Annotated in this window: 18 protein-coding genes; 3 read left to right on the top strand and 15 right to left on the bottom strand. The window is 58.4% G+C overall.

The window, feature by feature from the left end; all coding sequences use genetic code 11:
• Nucleotides 1-81 precede the first annotated feature (81 nt).
• Nucleotides 82-534 (top strand): universal stress protein, encoded by a 453-nt coding sequence (locus FDP08_RS17860; RefSeq protein ID WP_137437643.1) that lies wholly within the window; start codon nucleotides 82-84, stop codon nucleotides 532-534.
• A gap of 18 nt (nucleotides 535-552) precedes the next feature.
• Here FDP08_RS17860 and FDP08_RS17855 read toward each other — a convergent pair whose 3' ends face one another.
• The 15 genes from FDP08_RS17855 to urtA form a co-directional block, all read right to left on the bottom strand.
• A complete protein-coding gene (locus FDP08_RS17855) occupies nucleotides 553-1551 on the bottom strand; it encodes a chemotaxis protein CheB (protein WP_137437642.1) in 999 nt (332 codons plus the stop codon).
• A 240-nt stretch (nucleotides 1552-1791) separates the two neighbouring features.
• A complete protein-coding gene (locus tag FDP08_RS17850; RefSeq protein ID WP_137437641.1) occupies nucleotides 1792-2058 on the bottom strand; it encodes a DksA/TraR family C4-type zinc finger protein in 267 nt (88 codons plus the stop codon).
• Between the two features lie 45 nt (nucleotides 2059-2103).
• Complete coding sequence (locus tag FDP08_RS20350; protein ID WP_170979093.1) at nucleotides 2104-2265, bottom strand: hypothetical protein; 162 nt, start codon at nucleotides 2263-2265, stop codon at nucleotides 2104-2106.
• A 121-nt stretch (nucleotides 2266-2386) separates the two neighbouring features.
• On the bottom strand, nucleotides 2387-3691 hold the full coding sequence (locus FDP08_RS17845) for a TRAP transporter large permease (protein ID WP_137437640.1): 1305 nt from the start codon (nucleotides 3689-3691) through the stop codon (nucleotides 2387-2389).
• Nucleotides 3681-4175, bottom strand: coding sequence for a TRAP transporter small permease (locus FDP08_RS17840; RefSeq protein WP_137437639.1), 495 nt, complete (start codon nucleotides 4173-4175; stop codon nucleotides 3681-3683). The genes FDP08_RS17845 and FDP08_RS17840 overlap by 11 nt, the downstream gene beginning before the upstream one ends.
• Before the next feature lie 60 nt (nucleotides 4176-4235).
• Entirely contained in the window at nucleotides 4236-5246 is a 1011-nt protein-coding gene (locus tag FDP08_RS17835; RefSeq protein ID WP_137437638.1) for a DctP family TRAP transporter solute-binding subunit, read from the bottom strand.
• Nucleotides 5247-5444: 198 nt separating this feature from the next.
• A complete protein-coding gene (locus FDP08_RS17830; RefSeq protein WP_137437637.1) occupies nucleotides 5445-5798 on the bottom strand; it encodes a zinc ribbon domain-containing protein in 354 nt (117 codons plus the stop codon).
• Nucleotides 5799-5803: 5 nt separating this feature from the next.
• Nucleotides 5804-7036, bottom strand: a complete 1233-nt coding sequence (gene fmdA, locus FDP08_RS17825) for a formamidase (RefSeq protein WP_137437636.1) — start codon at nucleotides 7034-7036, stop codon at nucleotides 5804-5806.
• 104 nt (nucleotides 7037-7140) lie between these two features.
• Nucleotides 7141-8184 carry an AAA family ATPase gene (locus FDP08_RS17820; RefSeq protein WP_137437635.1) on the bottom strand — a complete coding sequence of 348 codons (1044 nt, stop codon included), beginning with the start codon at nucleotides 8182-8184 and terminating at the stop codon, nucleotides 7141-7143.
• A 15-nt stretch (nucleotides 8185-8199) separates the two neighbouring features.
• Entirely contained in the window at nucleotides 8200-9246 is a 1047-nt protein-coding gene (locus FDP08_RS17815) for an aliphatic amidase (protein WP_137437634.1), read from the bottom strand.
• A gap of 26 nt (nucleotides 9247-9272) precedes the next feature.
• The gene (urtE, locus tag FDP08_RS17810) at nucleotides 9273-9962 is read right to left on the bottom strand and encodes an urea ABC transporter ATP-binding subunit UrtE (protein WP_137437633.1); all 690 of its coding nucleotides are present in this window, start codon (nucleotides 9960-9962) and stop codon (nucleotides 9273-9275) included.
• A 2-nt stretch (nucleotides 9963-9964) separates the two neighbouring features.
• Entirely contained in the window at nucleotides 9965-10723 is a 759-nt protein-coding gene (gene urtD / locus FDP08_RS17805) for an urea ABC transporter ATP-binding protein UrtD (protein ID WP_170979104.1), read from the bottom strand.
• A complete protein-coding gene (urtC, locus tag FDP08_RS17800) occupies nucleotides 10723-11922 on the bottom strand; it encodes an urea ABC transporter permease subunit UrtC (protein ID WP_137437631.1) in 1200 nt (399 codons plus the stop codon). Before urtC ends, urtD begins: the two co-directional genes overlap by 1 nt.
• 9 nt (nucleotides 11923-11931) lie before the next feature.
• A complete protein-coding gene (gene urtB / locus FDP08_RS17795) occupies nucleotides 11932-12858 on the bottom strand; it encodes an urea ABC transporter permease subunit UrtB (RefSeq protein ID WP_137437630.1) in 927 nt (308 codons plus the stop codon).
• Between the two features lie 83 nt (nucleotides 12859-12941).
• Nucleotides 12942-14213: an urea ABC transporter substrate-binding protein gene (gene urtA / locus FDP08_RS17790; protein WP_137437629.1), complete on the bottom strand. Its 1272-nt coding sequence runs from the start codon at nucleotides 14211-14213 to the stop codon at nucleotides 12942-12944.
• A 310-nt stretch (nucleotides 14214-14523) separates the two neighbouring features.
• Between urtA and FDP08_RS17785 the strand changes: the two genes are divergently transcribed.
• The gene (locus FDP08_RS17785) at nucleotides 14524-17907 is read left to right on the top strand and encodes a hybrid sensor histidine kinase/response regulator (RefSeq protein ID WP_137437628.1); all 3384 of its coding nucleotides are present in this window, start codon (nucleotides 14524-14526) and stop codon (nucleotides 17905-17907) included.
• Nucleotides 17894-18799: a response regulator transcription factor gene (locus FDP08_RS17780; protein ID WP_137437627.1), complete on the top strand. Its 906-nt coding sequence runs from the start codon at nucleotides 17894-17896 to the stop codon at nucleotides 18797-18799. Before FDP08_RS17785 ends, FDP08_RS17780 begins: the two co-directional genes overlap by 14 nt.
• Nucleotides 18800-18880: the final 81 nt, after the last annotated feature.

Here is an 18880-nt window from a genome sequence, read left to right as displayed (position 1 = left end):
CCGATATGACCTGAGTCAACCATACTATGACCGTATCAGTGTTACGTTGATAGAACATCCAACAGGAAGGGAGAACGAATCATGGCCAGCGATACTTCATGCATTGTCGTTGCTTGTGACGGTTCAGATCAGTCGTTACACGCCGCAAAAATGGCGGCCAATCTGGCCAAAGCCACGGGCCAGTCACTCAAGCTGCTAACCGTGTTTCCGGGCTCAAAGGTAGAGCGACTGGTGATCAGCGGCGTATGGCCCACTGAACTTGAGGAAGAGGCAAAGGATTACGGGCGCAAAGTGTTCGATGCCGTAAAAGAGGCCGTGAGCGGGATAGCGGAGCCGACTGATGAGGTTCTCCTCAAAGGTGAGCCAGCCCACGAAATCATCGAATACCTGCAAGCCAATCCGGGCACTCACCTGGTGATGGGAAGACGCGGCCATTCGACAGTGCGGAGCCTTACTCTGGGCAGTATCAGTGAAAAGGTCGTCAGGCACGCCAACGGGCCTGTTACCGTTGTGAGCGAACAACACCAGCACTGAGGCGGAAGCACAGCCGCCTCATGCGCCGTGGGAATCTTTATCGGTCGCCTTCAGCATGGCACGAATGCGGTCGATATGGATTTGAGAATCAGTAGCCCGCTGGGAAATCGATGAGGGAGATTTTTTGCTTTCCTTTTCGCTCATGATTACCAGCAGGTTCTGCCGTTCCTCAAACATTCTCAGCGCAACCCAGAGCGTTTCTTCGATCTTTACCGTTTGTTGAGCAAGCAGCGCCGAGGAGGTAAACGCATGGCCGGTATGGCAGCGATACCGTAGAAGTTTTCCTTCCACCACTTGCCATAACACCCCACCACAGTCCGGACAGTTATACGGTACCTGCTCACCGAGTGCCTCGACAGAAGACAAATCGCTCAAAACCCGCTGTGCGATCTTTGACTCGATCACTATGTCTTCCGGAACCGGCCCACTCTCTGGCAGCTCTCTCTGAACAAGCTCGGATAGCAACGCCCCCATCCCGGATATCGGTAAACAATAGTCCGCTCCGACATTCGCGATGACCGATTGCGGCATGTCCGGATAAGACGCATCCTCAGGATCTTGCGCAATGCACACGCCACCGCATCGTTTGATAGCCATCATGCCACTGGTGCCGTCGTCCAGGTATCCCGTCAGGATGATTCCTATTACCCGGTTGCCATAGGCCACTGCTGCGGAGCGAAACAAGGGATCAATAGCGGGCCTTGAACGGTTTTCCCTGGCCCCTTTGGTGATGAGGATCTTTCCCTTCACAATCAACATATGCTGATCGGAAGGCGCCAGATATATCGTACCGCTTTTGAATGTTTGATTATCCTGTCCATGTACGCAGGTGAGATTGCCGCTCTCGTTTAAAACCCGGACAAGCGTTTCACCGCTGGTATGGGCGCCCATATGGTTAACGATGAAAACGGGCGCCGGAAAATCCTTCGGGAATTGTGCTACCAGGTCTTTTAGAGCAGCCATGCCGCCGGCGGACGCACCAATAACAATGGGCATTGGATTTGTGTTTTGACTCATCACTACCTCCACTGATGCAGCAGATTCCCTGGTACCTGATTGATGGCGTTCATCACGGCGTTGGCCGAGAGCTTCGTGGACCCGGGCTACCGGAGTGCAGAGGGAGGTTTTTGGCCAGCCCTCGGGTAAGCGCCTGGATACCGTCCTTGAAGGCGGTATAGTTCGGAGCCGTGGAGCAGCGAGAGCAGCTGCGCCGCCAGCCCCGAGAAAAAAGAGGATGAACCTCTCAAGTGTTGGAGATTACCTGAGTTGGCTGTCCTTGCTGCCACGGCGATTGATGCCGCTGGCATGGGTTTCCTGCTTTTCGAGAGCGGATTGACAGGCAACGCAAAACCGAACTCCAGGAATCGCTTTGCGGCGGGCTTCCGGAATAACACAGTCACACTCTTCACAATTGATGGCGCTTTCACCAACAGCCAATTGGCTCCGCGCGCGTTTCACTTCATCTTCAACGCTCGCGTCAATCTGATCCTGAACAGCGCCATCCCGTGACCAACCACCAGCCATAGCGTCCTCCGATCTCTGAATGATTGATGCCAGGCATCAATCTGATCAGCTACCTTTCAGATTAATCTGCTTAGAACCTGCAGTAGCGATGTGTCCGCTTTTACCCTTGACCACATATTCAACAGATCCGCCGGACTTCAGAAATTCAGCAGTTTGCTCCTCAATTGAGGCGGTAGTTACTGTATCTTTTATGGGTTTCTTGCTCATGATGTTCTCCGGGTTAAAGTTAGGCTTGCTCGCCTTCTTTCATCATATCTGAAATAGGAAAAAATTGTTGAAAATAACAACGAAATTAGATTCTCACTATCACCAATAGCCCTCTACCCGGCTACCATGGCCCCACCACATAACCAAGCTTGTCCGGTAACCAGAGCGCGATGCCCGGCACCAGCATTACCAGCACCAGGCTGACCGCCATGGCGGCGACAAAGACCATCGCCCAGCCTATGGTGTGCTCCAGGCGGATGTTGGCAATCCGGGTGGTGACCATCAGGTTAACGGCCACCGGCGGCGTGAACTGGCCGATGGCGATGTTCATAGCCAGCAGGATGCCGAACCAGATCGGGTTCCAGCCAAAATGATTCATCAGCGGCAGCACGATCGGGATCAGGATCAGGTAGATGGAGATCGCATCCAGCAGCATGCCGGCGATCAGAACCAGCACCATCACCAGCCCCAGCAACACCCAGCCATTTTCGGAGAGGGATAGCAAAGCATCGGCCAGGTGTTGGAAGGTTCCAAGGGTGGTGCCCGCCCAGGCAAAAATACCCGCCAGCGCGATAATGAACATGACCACGCCGGAGGTAACGGCGGCTTCCGTCATCAGGCTCCAGAGATTGCGGATGCTGAGATTGCGATAAAGCACGCAACCGACGAGCACCCCGTAGGCGACAGCAACCACCGCAGCCTCAGTCGGAGTGAAGAGACCCGAACGGAGCCCTCCGAGAATGATCACCGGCGCAAACAGGGCTGGCAGGGCTGCCTTGAAACTGGGCCAGAACGGCGGTCGCTCGACCGCTTCCGGGTCTTCCCAACGGTATTTTTTGGCAAAGTATAACGCTGGCGCCAGCAGGGACACGCCCGCAAGGATGCCCGGAAAAATTCCCGCGGCAAACAGAGCTCGCAGATCTACGCCGGGCACCACGATGGAATAGAGAATCAGTGCAATGGAGGGCGGAATCAGGATCGCTGTAGAGGACGAGGCGGCAATGAGTGACGCCGAAAACGGCTGGGGGTAGCCGGCTTTGCGCATGCTCGGCAGCATCACCATCGCGACAGCGGCCGCATCGGCAGGCCCAGAACCGCTCATGCCACCCATGATCAGGCACACCAGCACCGCGACCACGGTCAGGCCGCCGTGCCGGGGGCCAATAATTGCCTGGGCAAAGCGCACCAGACTGGCGGCGACACCCGCGCGCTCGAATATCAGGCCAGTGAGAATAAACAGGGGAATCGCAATCAGCGGGTACTTGGCCACACTGTTATAGGTGTTGGTACCGAAGGTGCCCAGCATGGTTGGCGGCAGGCCGGCCACGATACCCACCACTCCCCCCAGGCCGAGGGCAATCGCCACCGGCATCCCCAGCATCAGTGCCAGCAGGAAGCTGCCGATCATCAGCAGATCAGGACTCATGGATCACCTCCGGATCTTCCTTGCCACGCAGGCGGTCGATGAGGTTCTGAGTCATGCGAATGATGATGGCAACGGACAACAGCGGCAGCCAGATCACATAGATCCAGTTAGGCAGCCCCAGCCCCGGAGACAGTGATTCCCACTGATATTCCTGCATGGCAAAGGTGCTGCCGTACCAGGTCATGATGCCCAGGACCGTAACGCCGCCCAGCCATTGCAGCACAAATACCATCCTTCGGGCCCAAGCTGGCAGGTAGTGCTCGATCAGTTCGATGCGGATGTGCTGGTTGTGGCGCGCGGCCACCGCCGCCCCCCCGAAGGTGAGTATCACCAGAAAGAACACCGAGAACTCTTCGGTAAAGGCAAACGAAGCATCGGTCGCGTAGCGAACGATCACATTACCCAGACTGATCAGGCAGATCGCAACCAGGGCGATGGTGGCCAGCCAGGCGTCGGGCCGGAACTTGGGAGGACGGGACGGCATGGAGACTCCGGTTCGGAAAAAGCGCCCGCCGGTGGCGGCAGGCGCCTGGGCAGGTCGCTGTTACTGGTTACGGTTGGCAACCGCTTCCTGTGCCTGCTTGACCAGATCCTCGCCAATGCGCGGAGTCCATTCTCCATAAACGGACTGGGTGGCTTTTACGAAAGCGTCGCGTTGTTCATCTGTCAGCTCGGTAACTTCCACGCCCCGGTCCTTGATGGCGGCCAGGGTCTCATCAATTTCGCTACGGGATTTTTCGATTTCCCACTGCCCGGCATCGACCGCCGCCTGTTTCAGCAATTCCTGATCTTCCGCGCTGAACTGGTCCCAGATGCTGTTGCTGACTGCGAACACCAGCGGGTCCGCCATATAGTGCCAGCGGGTCAGGTACTTCTGGCCAACCTGGTCGATACGCGCCACATCGAAGACCGACAGCGGGTTTTCCTGGCCATCGACGGCACCGGTGGTCAGTGCCGGCTTGGCATCGGCCCAGCTCATCTGGGTCGGGTTGGCGCCCAGGGCCGTGAAGGTATCCTGGAACAGCGGCGAGCCGACCACGCGGATCTTCAGGCCGTCCAGATCAGCCGGCTCCTCGATGGTCAGCTTGGAATTGGACAGTTCACGGAAGCCATTCTCGCCCCAGGCCAGCGGAGTGACACCGCGTTTCTTGATGGCCGCGAAGACGGCTTCACCGGCCTCACCCTGGGTGATCGCATCAATGGCGTCATAATCCGGCATCAGGAAAGGCAGGGAGAACAGGTTCAGTTCAGGCACCTGCGGCGACCAGTTGATGGTGGAGCCGACCGCCATATCAATCAGCCCGGAACGCATGGCTGAAAACTCCTTGGTCTGATCGCCTGAGACCAACTGGGAGTTGCTGTAGATCTTCATGTTGATGCGCCCGTCAGAGCGCTCTTTCACCAATTCCACCCATTTGTCGGCAGCCTGCCCCCAGGGAAAAGCAGACGGGAGGACGGTGGAGACGGTGTATTCATCCTTGTACTGGGCATGAGAGGTAGCACTGAACAGGAGCGTAGCGGCCGCAGCAGCCAGAAATGTGCAACGTTTCAACATGAGGTTTTCCCTTTTTTATTGGAGTTAGACGGATGGTTGCGCTGATCAGGCAGCGACCCGCTAAGCGAGTATAGGAATGGACCTTTCGGAAGGCAATAAACGGAGCCAGAGACGAAACGCCTTGGAATACCTTCCCCACAGGCAAAAAAAAGCCCCCAGTGTATGGGGGCAAACACGTGACAGTGTTAAAACCTGAGATCAGTGACTGATCATCCAGGGTCGCATAGACGGGAACATTTTCTTCCCGTCGGCGGTGTAAAACAGCATCGACTTGCCGGGTTTGGGTTGGCCACAGCCACAACTTCGGCTGTGCTCCTTGTCATTCGCCCGGCGTTCGGCGGTGGAAAATACTGGTTCATGCCGGGATTGTTCGTTCCTGTCCAGCCCAGCCCGTTTGCTGGAGTCCATGACTGCAATTTCCGGTGGCAACACAATCACTCTGGGCGACAACGTCTTGCAAGTGGGGCATGCCACCGGCTTGGCACTGTCTTCCATGGTTGCCAGTGTGTTGAACAGTCCATGCTCACGGCACTTGTAGTCATACACAGGCATAGCGATTACTCCTTGTCTTTCGAGAGCGGTACGTCCATGCCCCCACTGACCATTTTCTTCGGTCCGTCGGCGGACGGGTTGATGTCGAAGTCGAAGATGCCCGTTGGCAGCCAGAGCGTGGCGCAGGCGTTCGGGATATCCACCACGCCGCTGATGTGGCCTTCCACCGGAGCACAGCCGAGAATCGCGTAGGCCTGGGCCTTGGTGTAACCGAACTTGGTCATGTATTCGATAGCGTTCAGACAGGCCTGGCGATACGCCACGTGCACGTCCAGGTAATGCTGGCCGCCGTCTTCGTCGACCGAGATGCCTTCGAAGATCACGTAGTCGTCGTAACGGGGCTTGATCGGGCTGGGCTTGAACACCGGGTTCTTGATGCCGTACTTCTTCACGCCATCCTTGATCAGGTTAACCCGCAGGTGAATCCAGCCGGCCATTTCGATGGCGCCACAGAAGGTAATTTCACCGTCGCCCTGGCTGAAGTGAAGGTCACCAACCGAGAGGCCGGCACCATCCACGTAAACCGGAAAGTAGACCTTGGAGCCACGGGAAAGGTCTTTGATATCACAGTTACCGCCGTGCTCACGGGGCGGAACGGTACGGGCCGCTTCCGCGCCTGCGGCTTTGGCGGCATCACCGGTCATCTTACCCATGTGAGCGGTCGAACCATCCGGCAGGGTTGCCAGTTCCGGCACCCGCTCCGGGTCGGTGGCGACCAGTCCGGCCTCACGCTTGTTCCAGGTGTCCAGCAACTCTTTGGACGGCAGGCAGCCGATCAGGCCCGGATGAATCAGGCCGGCAAATTCCACGTTCGGAATGTGGCGGGATTTGGTGAACATGCCGTTGAAGTCCCAGATGCTCTTCTGGGCTTCCGGGAAGTGTTCGGTCAGGAAGCCACCGCCGTTCTGCTTGGAGAAGAAACCGTTAAAGCCCCACTGGCTCTCTTCGAAGGTGCCGATGTCGAGGATGTCCACTTCCAGCAGATCGCCGGGCTCCGCGCCTTCCACACCAATCGGGCCAGACAGGAAGTGCACCTGGCTGAGATCCACATCACGCACGTCGTCGGCGTTGTCGTCGTTCTTGATCTGTCCGCCGGTCCAGTCGTAGCACTCCACGATGAAGTCATCGCCGGGCTTAACGGTAGCCACCAGAGGGATATCCGGGTGCCAGCGGTTGTGGATTTTGTCGTTCTCATAGGCCGACTTGTTCAGATCGATCTTGATAATGGTTTCAGCCATAACGGAGGCTCCTTGGTATTATTGGCTTACAGGTTTAGGTAACAGCTTCACTATCCGAAATCCGGCCCCGGGGGAGTATTCGCGAAATACCCCCGGTACCTACGTCATTCGACGTATTGGTGCACGGTCACCTCTCTGCCCTTCACGCCAGCCTCAAACCGGTGGCAGTCCGGATACGCCAGCAGCGCCTTTGCTACCGCCGGCTCCAGGCGCTGACGGAAGGCCCTCAGCATTTCCCGGGCGCCATAGCGGGCGTCGTAGCCACGGCGCAGCTCCTCACGCAGTTCGGGCGACAAAGACAACTCGGCGTGCTTTTTCGACAACCGGCGGTTGAGGCCCGCCAGCTCGATATCCAGCAACGCCTCCAGCCAGTTGTCGGTGAGGCGGTTGAAGGTGAGGATCTGGTCAATTCGGTTGAGGAATTCCGGGTCGAAATGCCGGCGAAGAGCGCTATCCCTTATGGCCCCGCCCTTTCCTGGCGAGAAGCCGAGCCAGCGGCGCCAGCCGCTTTGGTAAGTCTGTTCGTGCGCCTCGGCATCCAGCGCTCCGGCGTTGCTGGTCATGAAGATCAGGGTGTTGCGGAAGTCGATCTCCCGATTGCCGGAGGGGAACACCAGCCGGCCGGTATCCAGCACGTTCAGCAGGGTGCGGACCACTTCCTTGCTGGCCTTTTCAATTTCATCAAACAGCACAATGCCGGGCTTGCTGAACGAGCCCTGTACCTTGTCCAGATCGAACAGGCTGTGGCCTTCCTTGCTGCCGACATAGCCCGGCGGTGCGCCGGTCAGCGCGGCGGCGTAATGCTCCTGGGCCAGGGTGTTCATGTCGATGCGGCACAAGCCATCGCGGTTGCCGTGGATGGCTTCGGCGATCAGCCGTACGGTTTCGGTCTTACCCACCCCGGTGGGGCCAAGGAACAGGTGCACCGCCAGCGGCCGGTTTTCTTCGCCGATGTCGGCTTTCACCCGCACCAGCATGGATTCCATGGCCGCGAGGGCCTCATTCTGGCCAACGATTTTGTCCCGCAGGCGGGCCATCACGGCTTCGGGCTCGAAGCGGAACCGGGAAGCACGAACCGGGCCTGAGGCGGCCCGGTCCTTTTCAATGGATTCCCGGTTGGCTTCCAGCCGTTCGTTGATAAACGGCATGAACGCCTCCCGGGCTTAAGCCCCTGCGGATTTTTCCTTGCCCTCAACAGGCAAGTCGCCCACCGGGCATTCGGCGGTACCCACGGTGGTGCGGGTCATGGCCTCCACATTCTCCTGCGCCTTCTGGGCGTCCATCACCCAGGTGCGATAGAACTCGAACGGGCAGTCAGCCACGCCCTTGTCACCATCACCAGAGGCATGAACACCGGTGTAGCCACGGTGCAGCAGCTTGAACAGGTGGTTCTGGGACTGGTCGTTTTTGCGGGCGTCGCGGATCTGGCTCACCGACAGCTGGGCGTACTGAATGCCCATGTCTTCCTCCCCGCATTCGCCGAGGGTACGGCCATCAAAACCAATGATCGCGGAGTGGCCGAAATAGGAATACACGCCATCAAAGCCCGAGGCGTTGGCCACCGCCACATAGCAGTTGTTGGCCCAGGCCATGCTTTTGGACATCATCACCTGCTGCTCCTTGGCCGGGTACATATAACCCTGGCAGCGCACGATCAGCTCGGCGCCCTTCATGGCGCAGTCCCGCCAGATTTCCGGGTAGTTGCCGTCGTCGCAGATGATCAGGCTGATCTTCATGCCCTTGGGGCCTTCGGTCACGTAGGTGGTATCACCGGGATACCAGCCCTCAATCGGGCACCAGGGCACACACTTGCGGTACTTCTGAACGATTTCACCCTCGTTGTTAATAAGAATCAGGGTGTTGTAAGGCGCCTTGTTGGGATGATCCTCGTGGCGTTCACCGGTCAGCGAGAAGATGCCCCAGGTATTGGCCTCGCGGCAGGCGGCGGAGAAGATGGCGGTTTCGTCGCCGGGTACCGTGGCGGCGGTTTCCATCATCTCGTCGTTGTCATACATGATGCCCATGGTGCTGTATTCCGGGAACACCACCAGGTCCATCCCCGGCAGGCCCACCTTCATACCCTTGATCATGTCCGCAATCTTGCGGGCGTTGTCCAGCACCTCGGCCTTGGTGTGCAGCCGGGGCATCTTGTAGTTCACCACCGCCACGCCGACGGTGTCGTTACTGCTGGAAATATCACCGTGTCTCATTGTTCGTCTCCTGATTGCTCAATCGGTCACACCGCCAGATAACTGGCAATCTTGTCCTGGTCCGCGTCGGCCCGGCTTTCTTCGTGGACGATAGCGCCCTTCTCAATCACCAGAATCCGGTCCGCCGCGTCCATCACAAAGCTCAGCACCTGCTCCGACACCACAATCGACAGCCCGCGCTCATCACGAATTTTCCGCAACGTCTTGGCGATCTCCTTGATGATGTTGGGCTGGATGCCTTCGGTCGGTTCGTCCAGCAGCAGCACCTTGGGCCGGGTGGCCAGGGCCCGGGCGATCGCCAGCTGTTGCTGCTGGCCGCCAGACAGGTTGCCGCCGCGCCGGTTCTGCATTTCCTTGAGCACCGGGAACAGCTCGTACAGATCCTCAGGCACCTTCTTCTCGCCCACCGCCGCCAGGGCCGTCTCGATGTTTTCCCGCACCGTCAGGGTGGGAAAAATCATCCGCCCCTGGGGCACAAAGCCGATCCCGGCACGCACCCGCTGGAAACTCTTCAAGTTGGAGATATTGGTGCCGTCGAGGCTGACTTCTCCGCCCCTCGTCGGCGTCATCCCCACCAGGGATTTCATCAGCGTGGTCTTGCCCATGCCGTTACGGCCCACCACGGCGACAATCTCGTTTTTCTCCACATCCAGGTTAAGGTCATCGATGATGGTGCTTTGGCCATAGGCCACCGAATGATGTTTTATGCTCAGCATGATCAGTGCCCCAGGTAGACTTCGACGACTTTCGGGTCAGATTTCACGTGCTCGATGGACCCTTCCGATAAAACCTTGCCCTGATGCATGACGGTGACCCGGTCGGCGATGTCGCCGACAAACTGCATGTCATGCTCAATAACCAGCACCGTATGGTCCTTGGTGATCACCTTGAGCAGTTCGGCGGTTTTCTTCCGCTCCGTGACCGACATACCGGCCACCGGCTCGTCCAGCATCAGCAAATCCGGCTTCTGGATCAGCAGCATGCCAATCTCCAGCCATTGCTTCTGGCCGTGGCTGAGCGAAGCGGCCGATTCGTTCAGCACATCCGTCAGGAAGATGGTCTCCGCCACTTCCTCAACCGCAGCGAGGACGGCCGGATCCCGGTTGAAGGCCAGCGCCCCCATCACGCTGTGGCCCCTGGGGAAAGACAGCTCCAGGTTCTCGAACACGGTCAGGTCCTCAAACACCGAGGGGGTCTGGAATTTCCGACCCACGCCTGAGTGAACGATCTGGTGTTCCTTCAGTTTCGTCAGCTCCTTACCCGCAAACTTGATGGACCCAGCGGTGGCTTTGGTCTTGCCACAGATCAGGTCCAGCACAGTAGTCTTGCCCGCACCGTTGGGGCCGATGATCACCCGGATTTCCTTGGGGTCGAGGTAGAAGGACAGGTCATCGACAGCCTTAAAGCCATCGAATGAAACCGTCAGTCCCTCAACCGCCAGCAGAAAATCCCCTTTTTTGCTCTTGGCTGCATTCATCATGATTTCTCCGGGCTGTAGCGATCGATTATCGGATCGTAATCATCAGTTTTGTCAGCCGTCGGCCTGGTGGCTTCAGGTTTGGGCGCAGCTGTGGCTTTAGCCTTGTTCCGCCTGAAGATCTTGTCTTCCAGAGGCATGACATAGGTCTGGTAAAGACCGGCCATACCATTCGGGAAAGCCAGTACCACGCCAATGAAAAGTGCGCCCATGGCGAATGGCCAGAGTTCCGGGAAGGATTCCGAAAACCCGCTCTTGGCGGCATTGACCAGCAGCGCTCCGTAGACCGCACCCAGGATGGACAACCGGCCACCCAGGGCGCAGAAGATGACCATCTCAATGGAAGCGACGATGCCGATGAACGACGGCGACATGAAACCCACGATCAGCGTGAACATGGCACCACCGACACCGGCAAAAGCCGCGGCCAGGCAGAACACGAAGATCTTGAACGCGGCAACGTCATAGCCGGAGAAACGCACCCGGGTTTCCTGGGCGTTCATGGCCACCAGGATGCGGCCCAGTTTGCTGTTCTGGACAAAGCGCGCCACAAACAGGACCAGGAACAGCATGCCGACGCAGACGAAGTAAAGGATGTTCCGGGCTTCGTCGGTTCGAATGTCCCAGCCCTTCAGTGTCTGCAGGTCGGTAATGCCGTTTACGCCACCGGTGAAGCCCTGCTGCCCGATGATCAGGATGGTCAGGACGGCGGCGATGGCCTGGGTGATGATGGCGAAGTACACGCCACCCACCCGGCGGGTGAACATGGCAAGTCCGATCACGAAGGCCAGCAACACCGGCACACCGATCACCGCCAACAGGGTGAATGAGAAGCTGTGGAACGGTTCCCAGAACCAGGGCAGCTCGGTGAGCTGGTTCCAGTCCATAAAGTCCGGGATACCGGGGGTCGACTGGATAGCGGTAGCTTCCGGTGTGGAAGCTTCCAGTTTCAGGAACATCGCCATGCAGTAGCCACCGAGGCCAAAGAACACGCCCTGCCCCAGGCTGAGGATGCCGGCCTTACCCCAGCACATCACCAGCCCAATCGCGACGAAGGCGTAGGTCAGGTACTTGCCCACCATATTCAGGCGGAACGGATCCAGTATCAGCGGCAGTATGATGACCAGCAGCGCCGCCAGTCCCAGGTAATACAGCCCCTCACGGGAGGCGAACCATTTCAATGGGGATGAAGTTTTCATCACAATCTCCTAGCGACGGACCTTGAGGGCCATGAGTCCTTCCGGACGAAGCATCAGAATGCCAATGACGACCAGCAGGGTGAGTACCTTGGCCATGGAACCACTGAGGAAAAACTCCATGGTGGACTGGGCCTGGGAGATGCCGAAGGCAGACACGATGGTGCCAATCAGGCTTTGCGCGCCGCCAAACACCACCACCAGGAAGGTATCAACGATGTACGCCTGGCCGGATGAGGGCCCCGTTGATCCGATCATGGTGAACGCAGCGCCCGCAACACCGGCGATACCACACCCGAGGGCAAAGGTGGCCCGGTCGATACCGGCACTGTTGATACCCACGGCTTCGGCCATGGGGCGGTTCTGCACCACAGCACGCACTTTCCTGCCATAGCCGGAGCGATACATGAGCAGGTAGAGCCCCACAGCAATAGATAGCGCGATGATCATTACGAACAGGCCGTTAATCGGTAATTGCACCAGATCGGTCACATTGAATGCGCCCAGCATCCATTGCGGCAGGTCGACACCCACTTCCCGGGCGCCAAAGATGGAGCGGTAAGCCTGCTGCATGATCAGGCTCAGACCCCAGGTCGCCAGCAGGGTATCGAGAGGTCGGTGATAGAGGTGCCGTATCATGAGCCACTCCACGAGCGCCCCTAATGCAGCGCAGACCAGGAAGGCCAGGATCATGGCAATAAAGAAATACCCGCCAAAAAGCCCCGGCAGGTACGACTGGAAAAACCCGGAGGTCAGGTAGGTTGTGTAGGCGCCGAGGATCATGAACTCCCCGTGGGCCATATTGATCACACCCATCTGCCCGAAGATGATCGTCAGGCCCAGGGCCATCAGTACGAACACTGAAAACAGGGAGAGCCCGGCAAACCCCTGCATGGCAAATATCGACATCAATTCACTGCTGGTGTAGCCATCAAACATGACCCTATCTCCCGTTCAAACCAACATGCTTCGCGTTGTAGCGCCGATGGATGCCGGCGCCCGAAGGCACCGGCTATCCGGCCTTACTGGTAACCTTCCGGGAAAGGATCGGGTTCCATCAGTTCTTCGGTCTCGAAGACCACCTTGTACTGGCCGTCAGTCTGAGCCTGGCCGATACGGGTCTTGGACCACAGGTGATGGTTCTCGTGGATGCGCACGTAGCCTTCTGGTGCTTTCTTGAACTCGATGCCTGCGAACTCTTCGCGGATCTTGTCGATATCGAAGGAGCCGGCTTTTTCAACCGCTGCTTTCCACAACCAGGGGCCGAGGTAAGCCGCCTGGGTAACGTCGCCGATCACCATGTCATCGCCGTAGGCTTCTTTGAAAGCCGCTACAAATTCCTCGTTGTTGGCGTTGTCCAGGCTCTGGAAGTACTTCATCGAGGCGTAGATGCCGTCTACGTTCTCACCACCGATACCGCGGATTTCGTCCTCGGTAACGGAGATAGTCAGCAGCAATGGCTTTTCGTCGGTGAAGTCGATACCGGCCGCTTTCATCTGCTTGTAGAAGGCCACGTTGGAGCCGCCGACTACTGAGGCAAAGATCACGTCCGGCTTCTTCAGCTTGATCTTGTTGATGACCGAGTTGAACTGAGTGTGGCCCAGCGGGTAGTACTCCTCACCGGAAACCTTGAGGCCGAGCTTATCCTCGATATGCTTGCGGGCGATCTTGTTGGAGGTACGCGGCCAGATATAGTCCGATCCGAGCAGATAGAAGCTTTTCGCACCCTTGGTTTCGGCAGCCCAGTTCAGACTGGCAAGGATCTGCTGAGTCGCTTCCTGGCCGGTGTAAACCACGTTCGGAGACTGCTCAAGGCCCTCATAGAAGGTCGGGTAGTAAAGCATACCGTTGTACTGCTCCATGACCGGCAGTACCGCTTTACGGGACGCTGAAGTCCAGGCACCGAAAATGGCGGCGACGTTGTCCTGGCGCAGCAGCTTGCGGGACTTTTCCGCAAACGTTGGCCAGTCACTGGCGCCGTCTTCCTGGACAAAGTCAATCTGGCGGCCGAGCACGCCGCCGGAAGCGTTGATCTGATCAATGGCGAGTTTTTCCGCCTGCACCGAACCGATCTCACTGATCGCCATTGTGCCGGTAATGGAGTGCAGGATGCCGACCGTGACGGTGTCATCAGTGACCGCCAGTCCGGTAGTGTTGACCTCATCCGTGCTCGGCGTAGCCGCTTGCGCGGACGTGGCCAGCATGACGGACGCCGCCAGTGTCATCAGGCTCTTTCGAAACCCTAATCCCTTGCTGAACGACCGCCCGCTGGCGGCTATATCTGTCGTATCCATGGTGAATCCTCGCAGTGTTTGAAAGCCGGTACCGCGCTTCCTTCCGAAAGCACAGCGCCCACGTCAAACATTCTGCTCGGACCCCTCATGGGTGCCCATTCGGCATTCACCCCAGCGCCCTACGTCATTTGACGCATTCCGGTCCCAGGCCACACAGGCTAAAACGCAGGTACACGAAATAAATGTGACCGCATTTCCCGGCGCACCGAGCAATGGCACGGAACTTGATGAGGCCTTCATTTCCGGTGCGCCAAACCATAGAACCGCACCAAAACCGGGCGACGCCCCAGGTAATACAGGCAAGGCAACGATGGCCGCACGACAAAATATTTTCCGGGTTCGGCGCAGTTACAACCAATGGGTCGCCAACCAGACGCTGGAAGACTATGCCCTGCGCTTTACCGCCAAGAGCGCCCGGCGCTGGTCGGCGGCACGGGTCAGCAACACCGCTTTGGGCTCTATCTCGTTTCTCGCCATGGAGGCCATTGGCGGGTCCATTACCCTGCACTACGGCTTCGACAACGCCGTAGCGGCGATTCTGATGGTCAGCCTGGTGATCTTCCTGACCGCCATCCCGATCAGCTACTACGCCGCCCGCTACGGTGTCGATATTGATCTGCTGACCCGCGGCGCTGGCTTCGGCTACATCGGCTCCACCATTACCTCGCTGATCTACGCGTCGTTCACCTTCATCTTCTTCGCCATTGAGGCGGCGATCATGGCCATGGCCCTGGAGATGCTGTTCGATATACCCCTGGTGCTCGGCTACCTGATCTGCGCGGTGGTGATCATTCCCCTGGTCACTCACGGCATTACTACCATCAGCCGGTTCCAGGTCTGGACCCAGCCGGTGTGGATTCTGCTGCAGCTGGCCCCCTTTGTGTTCATCATCTACGCCGATGCCTCCTCCATCAGTGACTGGACTCAGTTTGACGGTCTGGGTGTGAACGCCGGCCAGGGCCTCAATGTGGTGATGTTTGGTGCCGCCGCCGCGGTGGTGTTCTCGCTGATTGCCCAAATTGGCGAGCAGGTCGATTTTCTGCGTTTTATTCCGGAACCCCAGAACCGGGCGGAAAAGCGCCGGTGGTGGCTGGCCGTCATGTCCGGCGGGCCCGGCTGGATCGTGATTGGCATGCTGAAGATTCTGGCCGGCTCCTTTTTGGCCGTGTTGGCCCTTAATCAGGGCATCTCGGCCGCAGAAGCGGCGGATCCGACCCAGATGTATCTGGTGGCGTTCAGCTACATCACCCACTCCCCGGAAATCTCCATGGCGATGGCCGGTATTTTTGTCATTCTGTGCCAGCTCAAGATCAACGTCACCAACGCCTATGCCGGCTCTATCGCCTGGTCCAACTTCTTCTCGCGCCTGACCCACAGCCACCCCGGGCGCGTGGTCTGGCTGTTCTTCAACGTCGCGATTGCCCTGTTGGTGATGGAACTGGGAGTCTATCGGGCGCTGGAGGAAACCCTCGGGTTTTACGGCATTATTGCCATCGCCTGGGTCGGCGCGCTGGTGGCCGACCTGGTCATCAACAAGCCGCTCGGGCTCAGCCCCCGGCACATAGAGTTCAAACGGGCTCATCTTTACGACATCAACCCGGTAGGCGTTGGTGCCATGCTCGCCGCGTCAGTGGTGGGTATCGTGTGCCACACCGGCGTGCTTGGTGACGTTGCCCAGGCTCTGTCCCACTTCATCGCCCTGGCGGTAGCACTGGTAACCGCGCCGCTGATTGCCTGGAAGACCCAGGGCCGGTTTTATACTGCCCGGCCCTTCGTGCCCCTGGCAACGGACCACCAACTGGTGCAATGCACGATTTGTGAGCACAAATTCGAACCGGAAGATGTGACCACCTGCCCGGCTTACGACGGCACCATCTGTTCCCTGTGCTGTTCCCTGGATGCCCGCTGCGGCGACGTGTGCAAGCCCGGCGCCGGTTATCAGGAACAACTGCAGCAGTTTCTCAGCAAGCTGATGCCCCAGTCTGTATTGAGCCGACTTCACTCCCGCCTTGGTCACTTCCTGACGCTCCTGTTCCTGATTAACGGCGTGTCAGGTCTGCTGCTGTGGCTGATACATTCCAAGACACCAGTGGCCTCGGCGCCCGAGGCCCTGCTGCTGTCGGTTACCCTGTGGAAAGTGTTCTTTATCCTCCTGATCGTGACCGGCGTGATCTGCTGGCTGTTTGTGCTGGCCCACGAAAGCCGCGTGGTCGCGGAGGAAGAATCCGGGCGGCAAACCCGACTGCTGGTGGAAGAAATTGTCGCTCACGAGCGGACAGACCAGGCTCTGCAAAAGGCCAAGGAGCAGGCTGAAGCTGCCAATGGTGCGAAAAGCCGATACCTGACAGGCATCAGTCACGAACTCCGGTCTCCGCTGAACGCGATTCTGGGTTATGCCCAGCTCATGGAAAACGATGAGTCGATACCCAACCACCGCAAGGAGGCCGTGGGGGTGATCCGCCGCAGCGGCGAATACCTGGCCGACCTGATTGAAGGGTTGCTGGACATCTCCAAGATCGAAGCCGGCCGGCTGGACCTGCATCGGGATCAGGTACGCATCGGATTACTGATGGAACAACTGGTCACCATGTTCCGGCTGCAGGCTGAAGAGAAGGGGCTGGCCTTTAACTACCACTGCCCGAATCCGCTGCCGGACTTGGTGACCACGGATGAAAAACGTTTGCGCCAGATTCTCATCAATCTTCTCTCGAACGCTATCAAATACACTGATCGGGGTGGGGTATCCCTGACTCTGCGTTACCGCAGCCAGGTCGCCGAATTTACCGTACGGGACACAGGCGAAGGCATCGCCGAGGAAAACATCGAACGAATTTTCCGGCCCTTCGAGCGTATCCGTCTGCCGGGACAGAGTCGCGTGGGTACCGGCCTGGGCCTGACCATCACCCGACTACTGACGGAAATCATGGGCGGCGATATCAGTGTGGATAGCGAGCCCGGCCAGGGCAGCACCTTCAAGGTCAGCCTCATGTTGTCCAGCCTGCACAGCGCCATGCCCCGTGGCATCACGGTACCGGCGCGCCGGATCTACGGCTACGAGGGTATCCGGCGAAAGATCCTGCTCGTGGATGACGACATCTCCCATCGCCAGGTCCTACGGGCCATGTTGTCCCCACTCGGATTTGAGATCGTCGACATCGGCAATGCCCTTGAGGTTCAGAAAACCGTCGAGAGCGAATCTCCGGACCTGGTTCTGCTGGACGTCTCCATGCCCGGCCATACCGGTTGGGAAGTGCTGCAACAACTGCGGGCGGACAAGCATACAATGCCCGTGGTGATGGTGTCCGCCGATGCCAACGAAGGCCATCATCCCGTGGATTCAGCCCGCCAGCACGATGGCTACATCATTAAACCCGTGCGCCTGAACCTCCTGCTCGACACCATCGCCTCGCTGCTGGACCTGGAGTGGCGATTTGAGAAAAGTGCCGAGCCGCTGGCGGCCATTCCGGTACCCGAAACAGGCGAGCTTCCACTGCCCGAGATAGTGCACCGGCAGACCCTGGCAGAGCTTGCCCGCATCGGCCACCGCAAGGGATTGCTGGAAGCGCTGCACGAGCTGAAGCACCGAAGCGAAGCGCACGAATGCTTTACCGACGAGCTGACCCAGCTCACCAACGATTTTCAGTTTGAGAAAATTCTTGTATTACTCGAGGTAGCTGAACATGAAGCTTCATGATGACCAGAAGACTGTTGTGATGGTCGTGGATGACGCGGTCGACTCCATTCGAATGATCAACGATGCGTTGGAAGAAGCCGGCATGACCGTGCTGGTAGCACTTGAAGGCAACCAGGCGCTCACCATCAGCCGGAATATCACCCCGGACGTCGTGCTCATGGACGCGCTCATGCCCCATATGGATGGCTTTGAAACCTGCCGTCGGCTCAAGGAAAATCCGGCGTTTGCCGATATCCCCATCATCTTCATGACGGGCCTGAGCGACACTGAACACGTGGTGATGGGCCTGAACGCCGGTGGCGTGGACTACGTCAACAAACCCATCAATACCACGGAACTGCTGGCGCGCATGGACGTTCACCTTGCCAATGCACGGATGACCAGGAGCGCTCGCAGCGCCCTGGATACCGCAGGCCAGAATCTGTTTGCCGTAGATCGGGAAGGCAACCTGCTATGGGGCACGCCCCATGTTTGCCGAAGCCTGCCTGACACCACCCACCCTGAGTTCCCGGCAGTGAAATCCCGGCTGGAGGAGTGGCTCAGCCATAACCTGGAGCCGGGACACAACATGCCGCTGCGAATCATGGACACGCCGCGCTCGGTGGAATTTCTGGCGTTAGTGGACGGCCGGGAATACCTGCTGCGGCTGAAAACCCCGCAGACTCAGAACAGCGCCGCCGCTGCGCTCAAGGAACGATTCCATTTGACCTTGCGGGAATCCGACGTGCTATTTTGGATTGCCAATGGCAAGACCAACCGGGAAATCGGACAGATTCTGGACATGAGCCCGCGCACCGTGAACAAACACCTGGAGCAGGTGTTCCGTAAGCTGGGCGTCGAAAACCGGACCGCAGCGGCCGCCAGCGCAATCCGACTACTGGCCGCACAATAAGTGGCGGCGAATGAATTGGAGCCACCAGCCTGGCACTGCTGGTATTTGATTTCGGAAGCCGTTCGCGACCCGGGCCAAGAG

It is taken from the genome of Marinobacter panjinensis, from assembly GCF_005298175.1.
GTDB lineage: Bacteria > Pseudomonadota > Gammaproteobacteria > Pseudomonadales > Oleiphilaceae > Marinobacter > Marinobacter panjinensis.
This window is presented reverse-complemented; position numbering and strand designations above follow the sequence as displayed.

Bases quoted from the DNA above. Each gene is read 5' to 3' on its own strand.
- fmdA (WP_137437636.1), bottom strand. From the start codon at position 7,036: ATGGCTGAAACCATTATCAAGATCGATCTGAACAAGTCGGCCTATGAG.
- FDP08_RS17850 (WP_137437641.1), bottom strand. From the start codon at position 2,058: ATGGCTGGTGGTTGGTCACGGGATGGCGCTGTTCAGGATCAGATTGAC.
- FDP08_RS17860 (WP_137437643.1), top strand. From the start codon at position 82: ATGGCCAGCGATACTTCATGCATTGTCGTTGCTTGTGACGGTTCAGAT.
- FDP08_RS17835 (WP_137437638.1), bottom strand. From the start codon at position 5,246: ATGTTGAAACGTTGCACATTTCTGGCTGCTGCGGCCGCTACGCTCCTG.
- FDP08_RS17845 (WP_137437640.1), bottom strand. From the start codon at position 3,691: ATGAGTCCTGATCTGCTGATGATCGGCAGCTTCCTGCTGGCACTGATG.
- FDP08_RS17780 (WP_137437627.1), top strand. From the start codon at position 17,894: ATGAAGCTTCATGATGACCAGAAGACTGTTGTGATGGTCGTGGATGAC.
- urtD (WP_170979104.1), bottom strand. From the start codon at position 10,723: ATGAATGCAGCCAAGAGCAAAAAAGGGGATTTTCTGCTGGCGGTTGAG.
- FDP08_RS17840 (WP_137437639.1), bottom strand. From the start codon at position 4,175: ATGCCGTCCCGTCCTCCCAAGTTCCGGCCCGACGCCTGGCTGGCCACC.
- FDP08_RS17820 (WP_137437635.1), bottom strand. From the start codon at position 8,184: ATGCCGTTTATCAACGAACGGCTGGAAGCCAACCGGGAATCCATTGAA.
- FDP08_RS17815 (WP_137437634.1), bottom strand. From the start codon at position 9,246: ATGAGACACGGTGATATTTCCAGCAGTAACGACACCGTCGGCGTGGCG.
- FDP08_RS20350 (WP_170979093.1), bottom strand. From the start codon at position 2,265: ATGAGCAAGAAACCCATAAAAGATACAGTAACTACCGCCTCAATTGAG.
- FDP08_RS17785 (WP_137437628.1), top strand. From the start codon at position 14,524: ATGGCCGCACGACAAAATATTTTCCGGGTTCGGCGCAGTTACAACCAA.
- urtC (WP_137437631.1), bottom strand. From the start codon at position 11,922: ATGAAAACTTCATCCCCATTGAAATGGTTCGCCTCCCGTGAGGGGCTG.
- FDP08_RS17855 (WP_137437642.1), bottom strand. From the start codon at position 1,551: ATGAGTCAAAACACAAATCCAATGCCCATTGTTATTGGTGCGTCCGCC.
- FDP08_RS17830 (WP_137437637.1), bottom strand. From the start codon at position 5,798: ATGCCTGTGTATGACTACAAGTGCCGTGAGCATGGACTGTTCAACACA.
- urtA (WP_137437629.1), bottom strand. From the start codon at position 14,213: ATGGATACGACAGATATAGCCGCCAGCGGGCGGTCGTTCAGCAAGGGA.
- urtE (WP_137437633.1), bottom strand. From the start codon at position 9,962: ATGCTGAGCATAAAACATCATTCGGTGGCCTATGGCCAAAGCACCATC.
- urtB (WP_137437630.1), bottom strand. From the start codon at position 12,858: ATGTTTGATGGCTACACCAGCAGTGAATTGATGTCGATATTTGCCATG.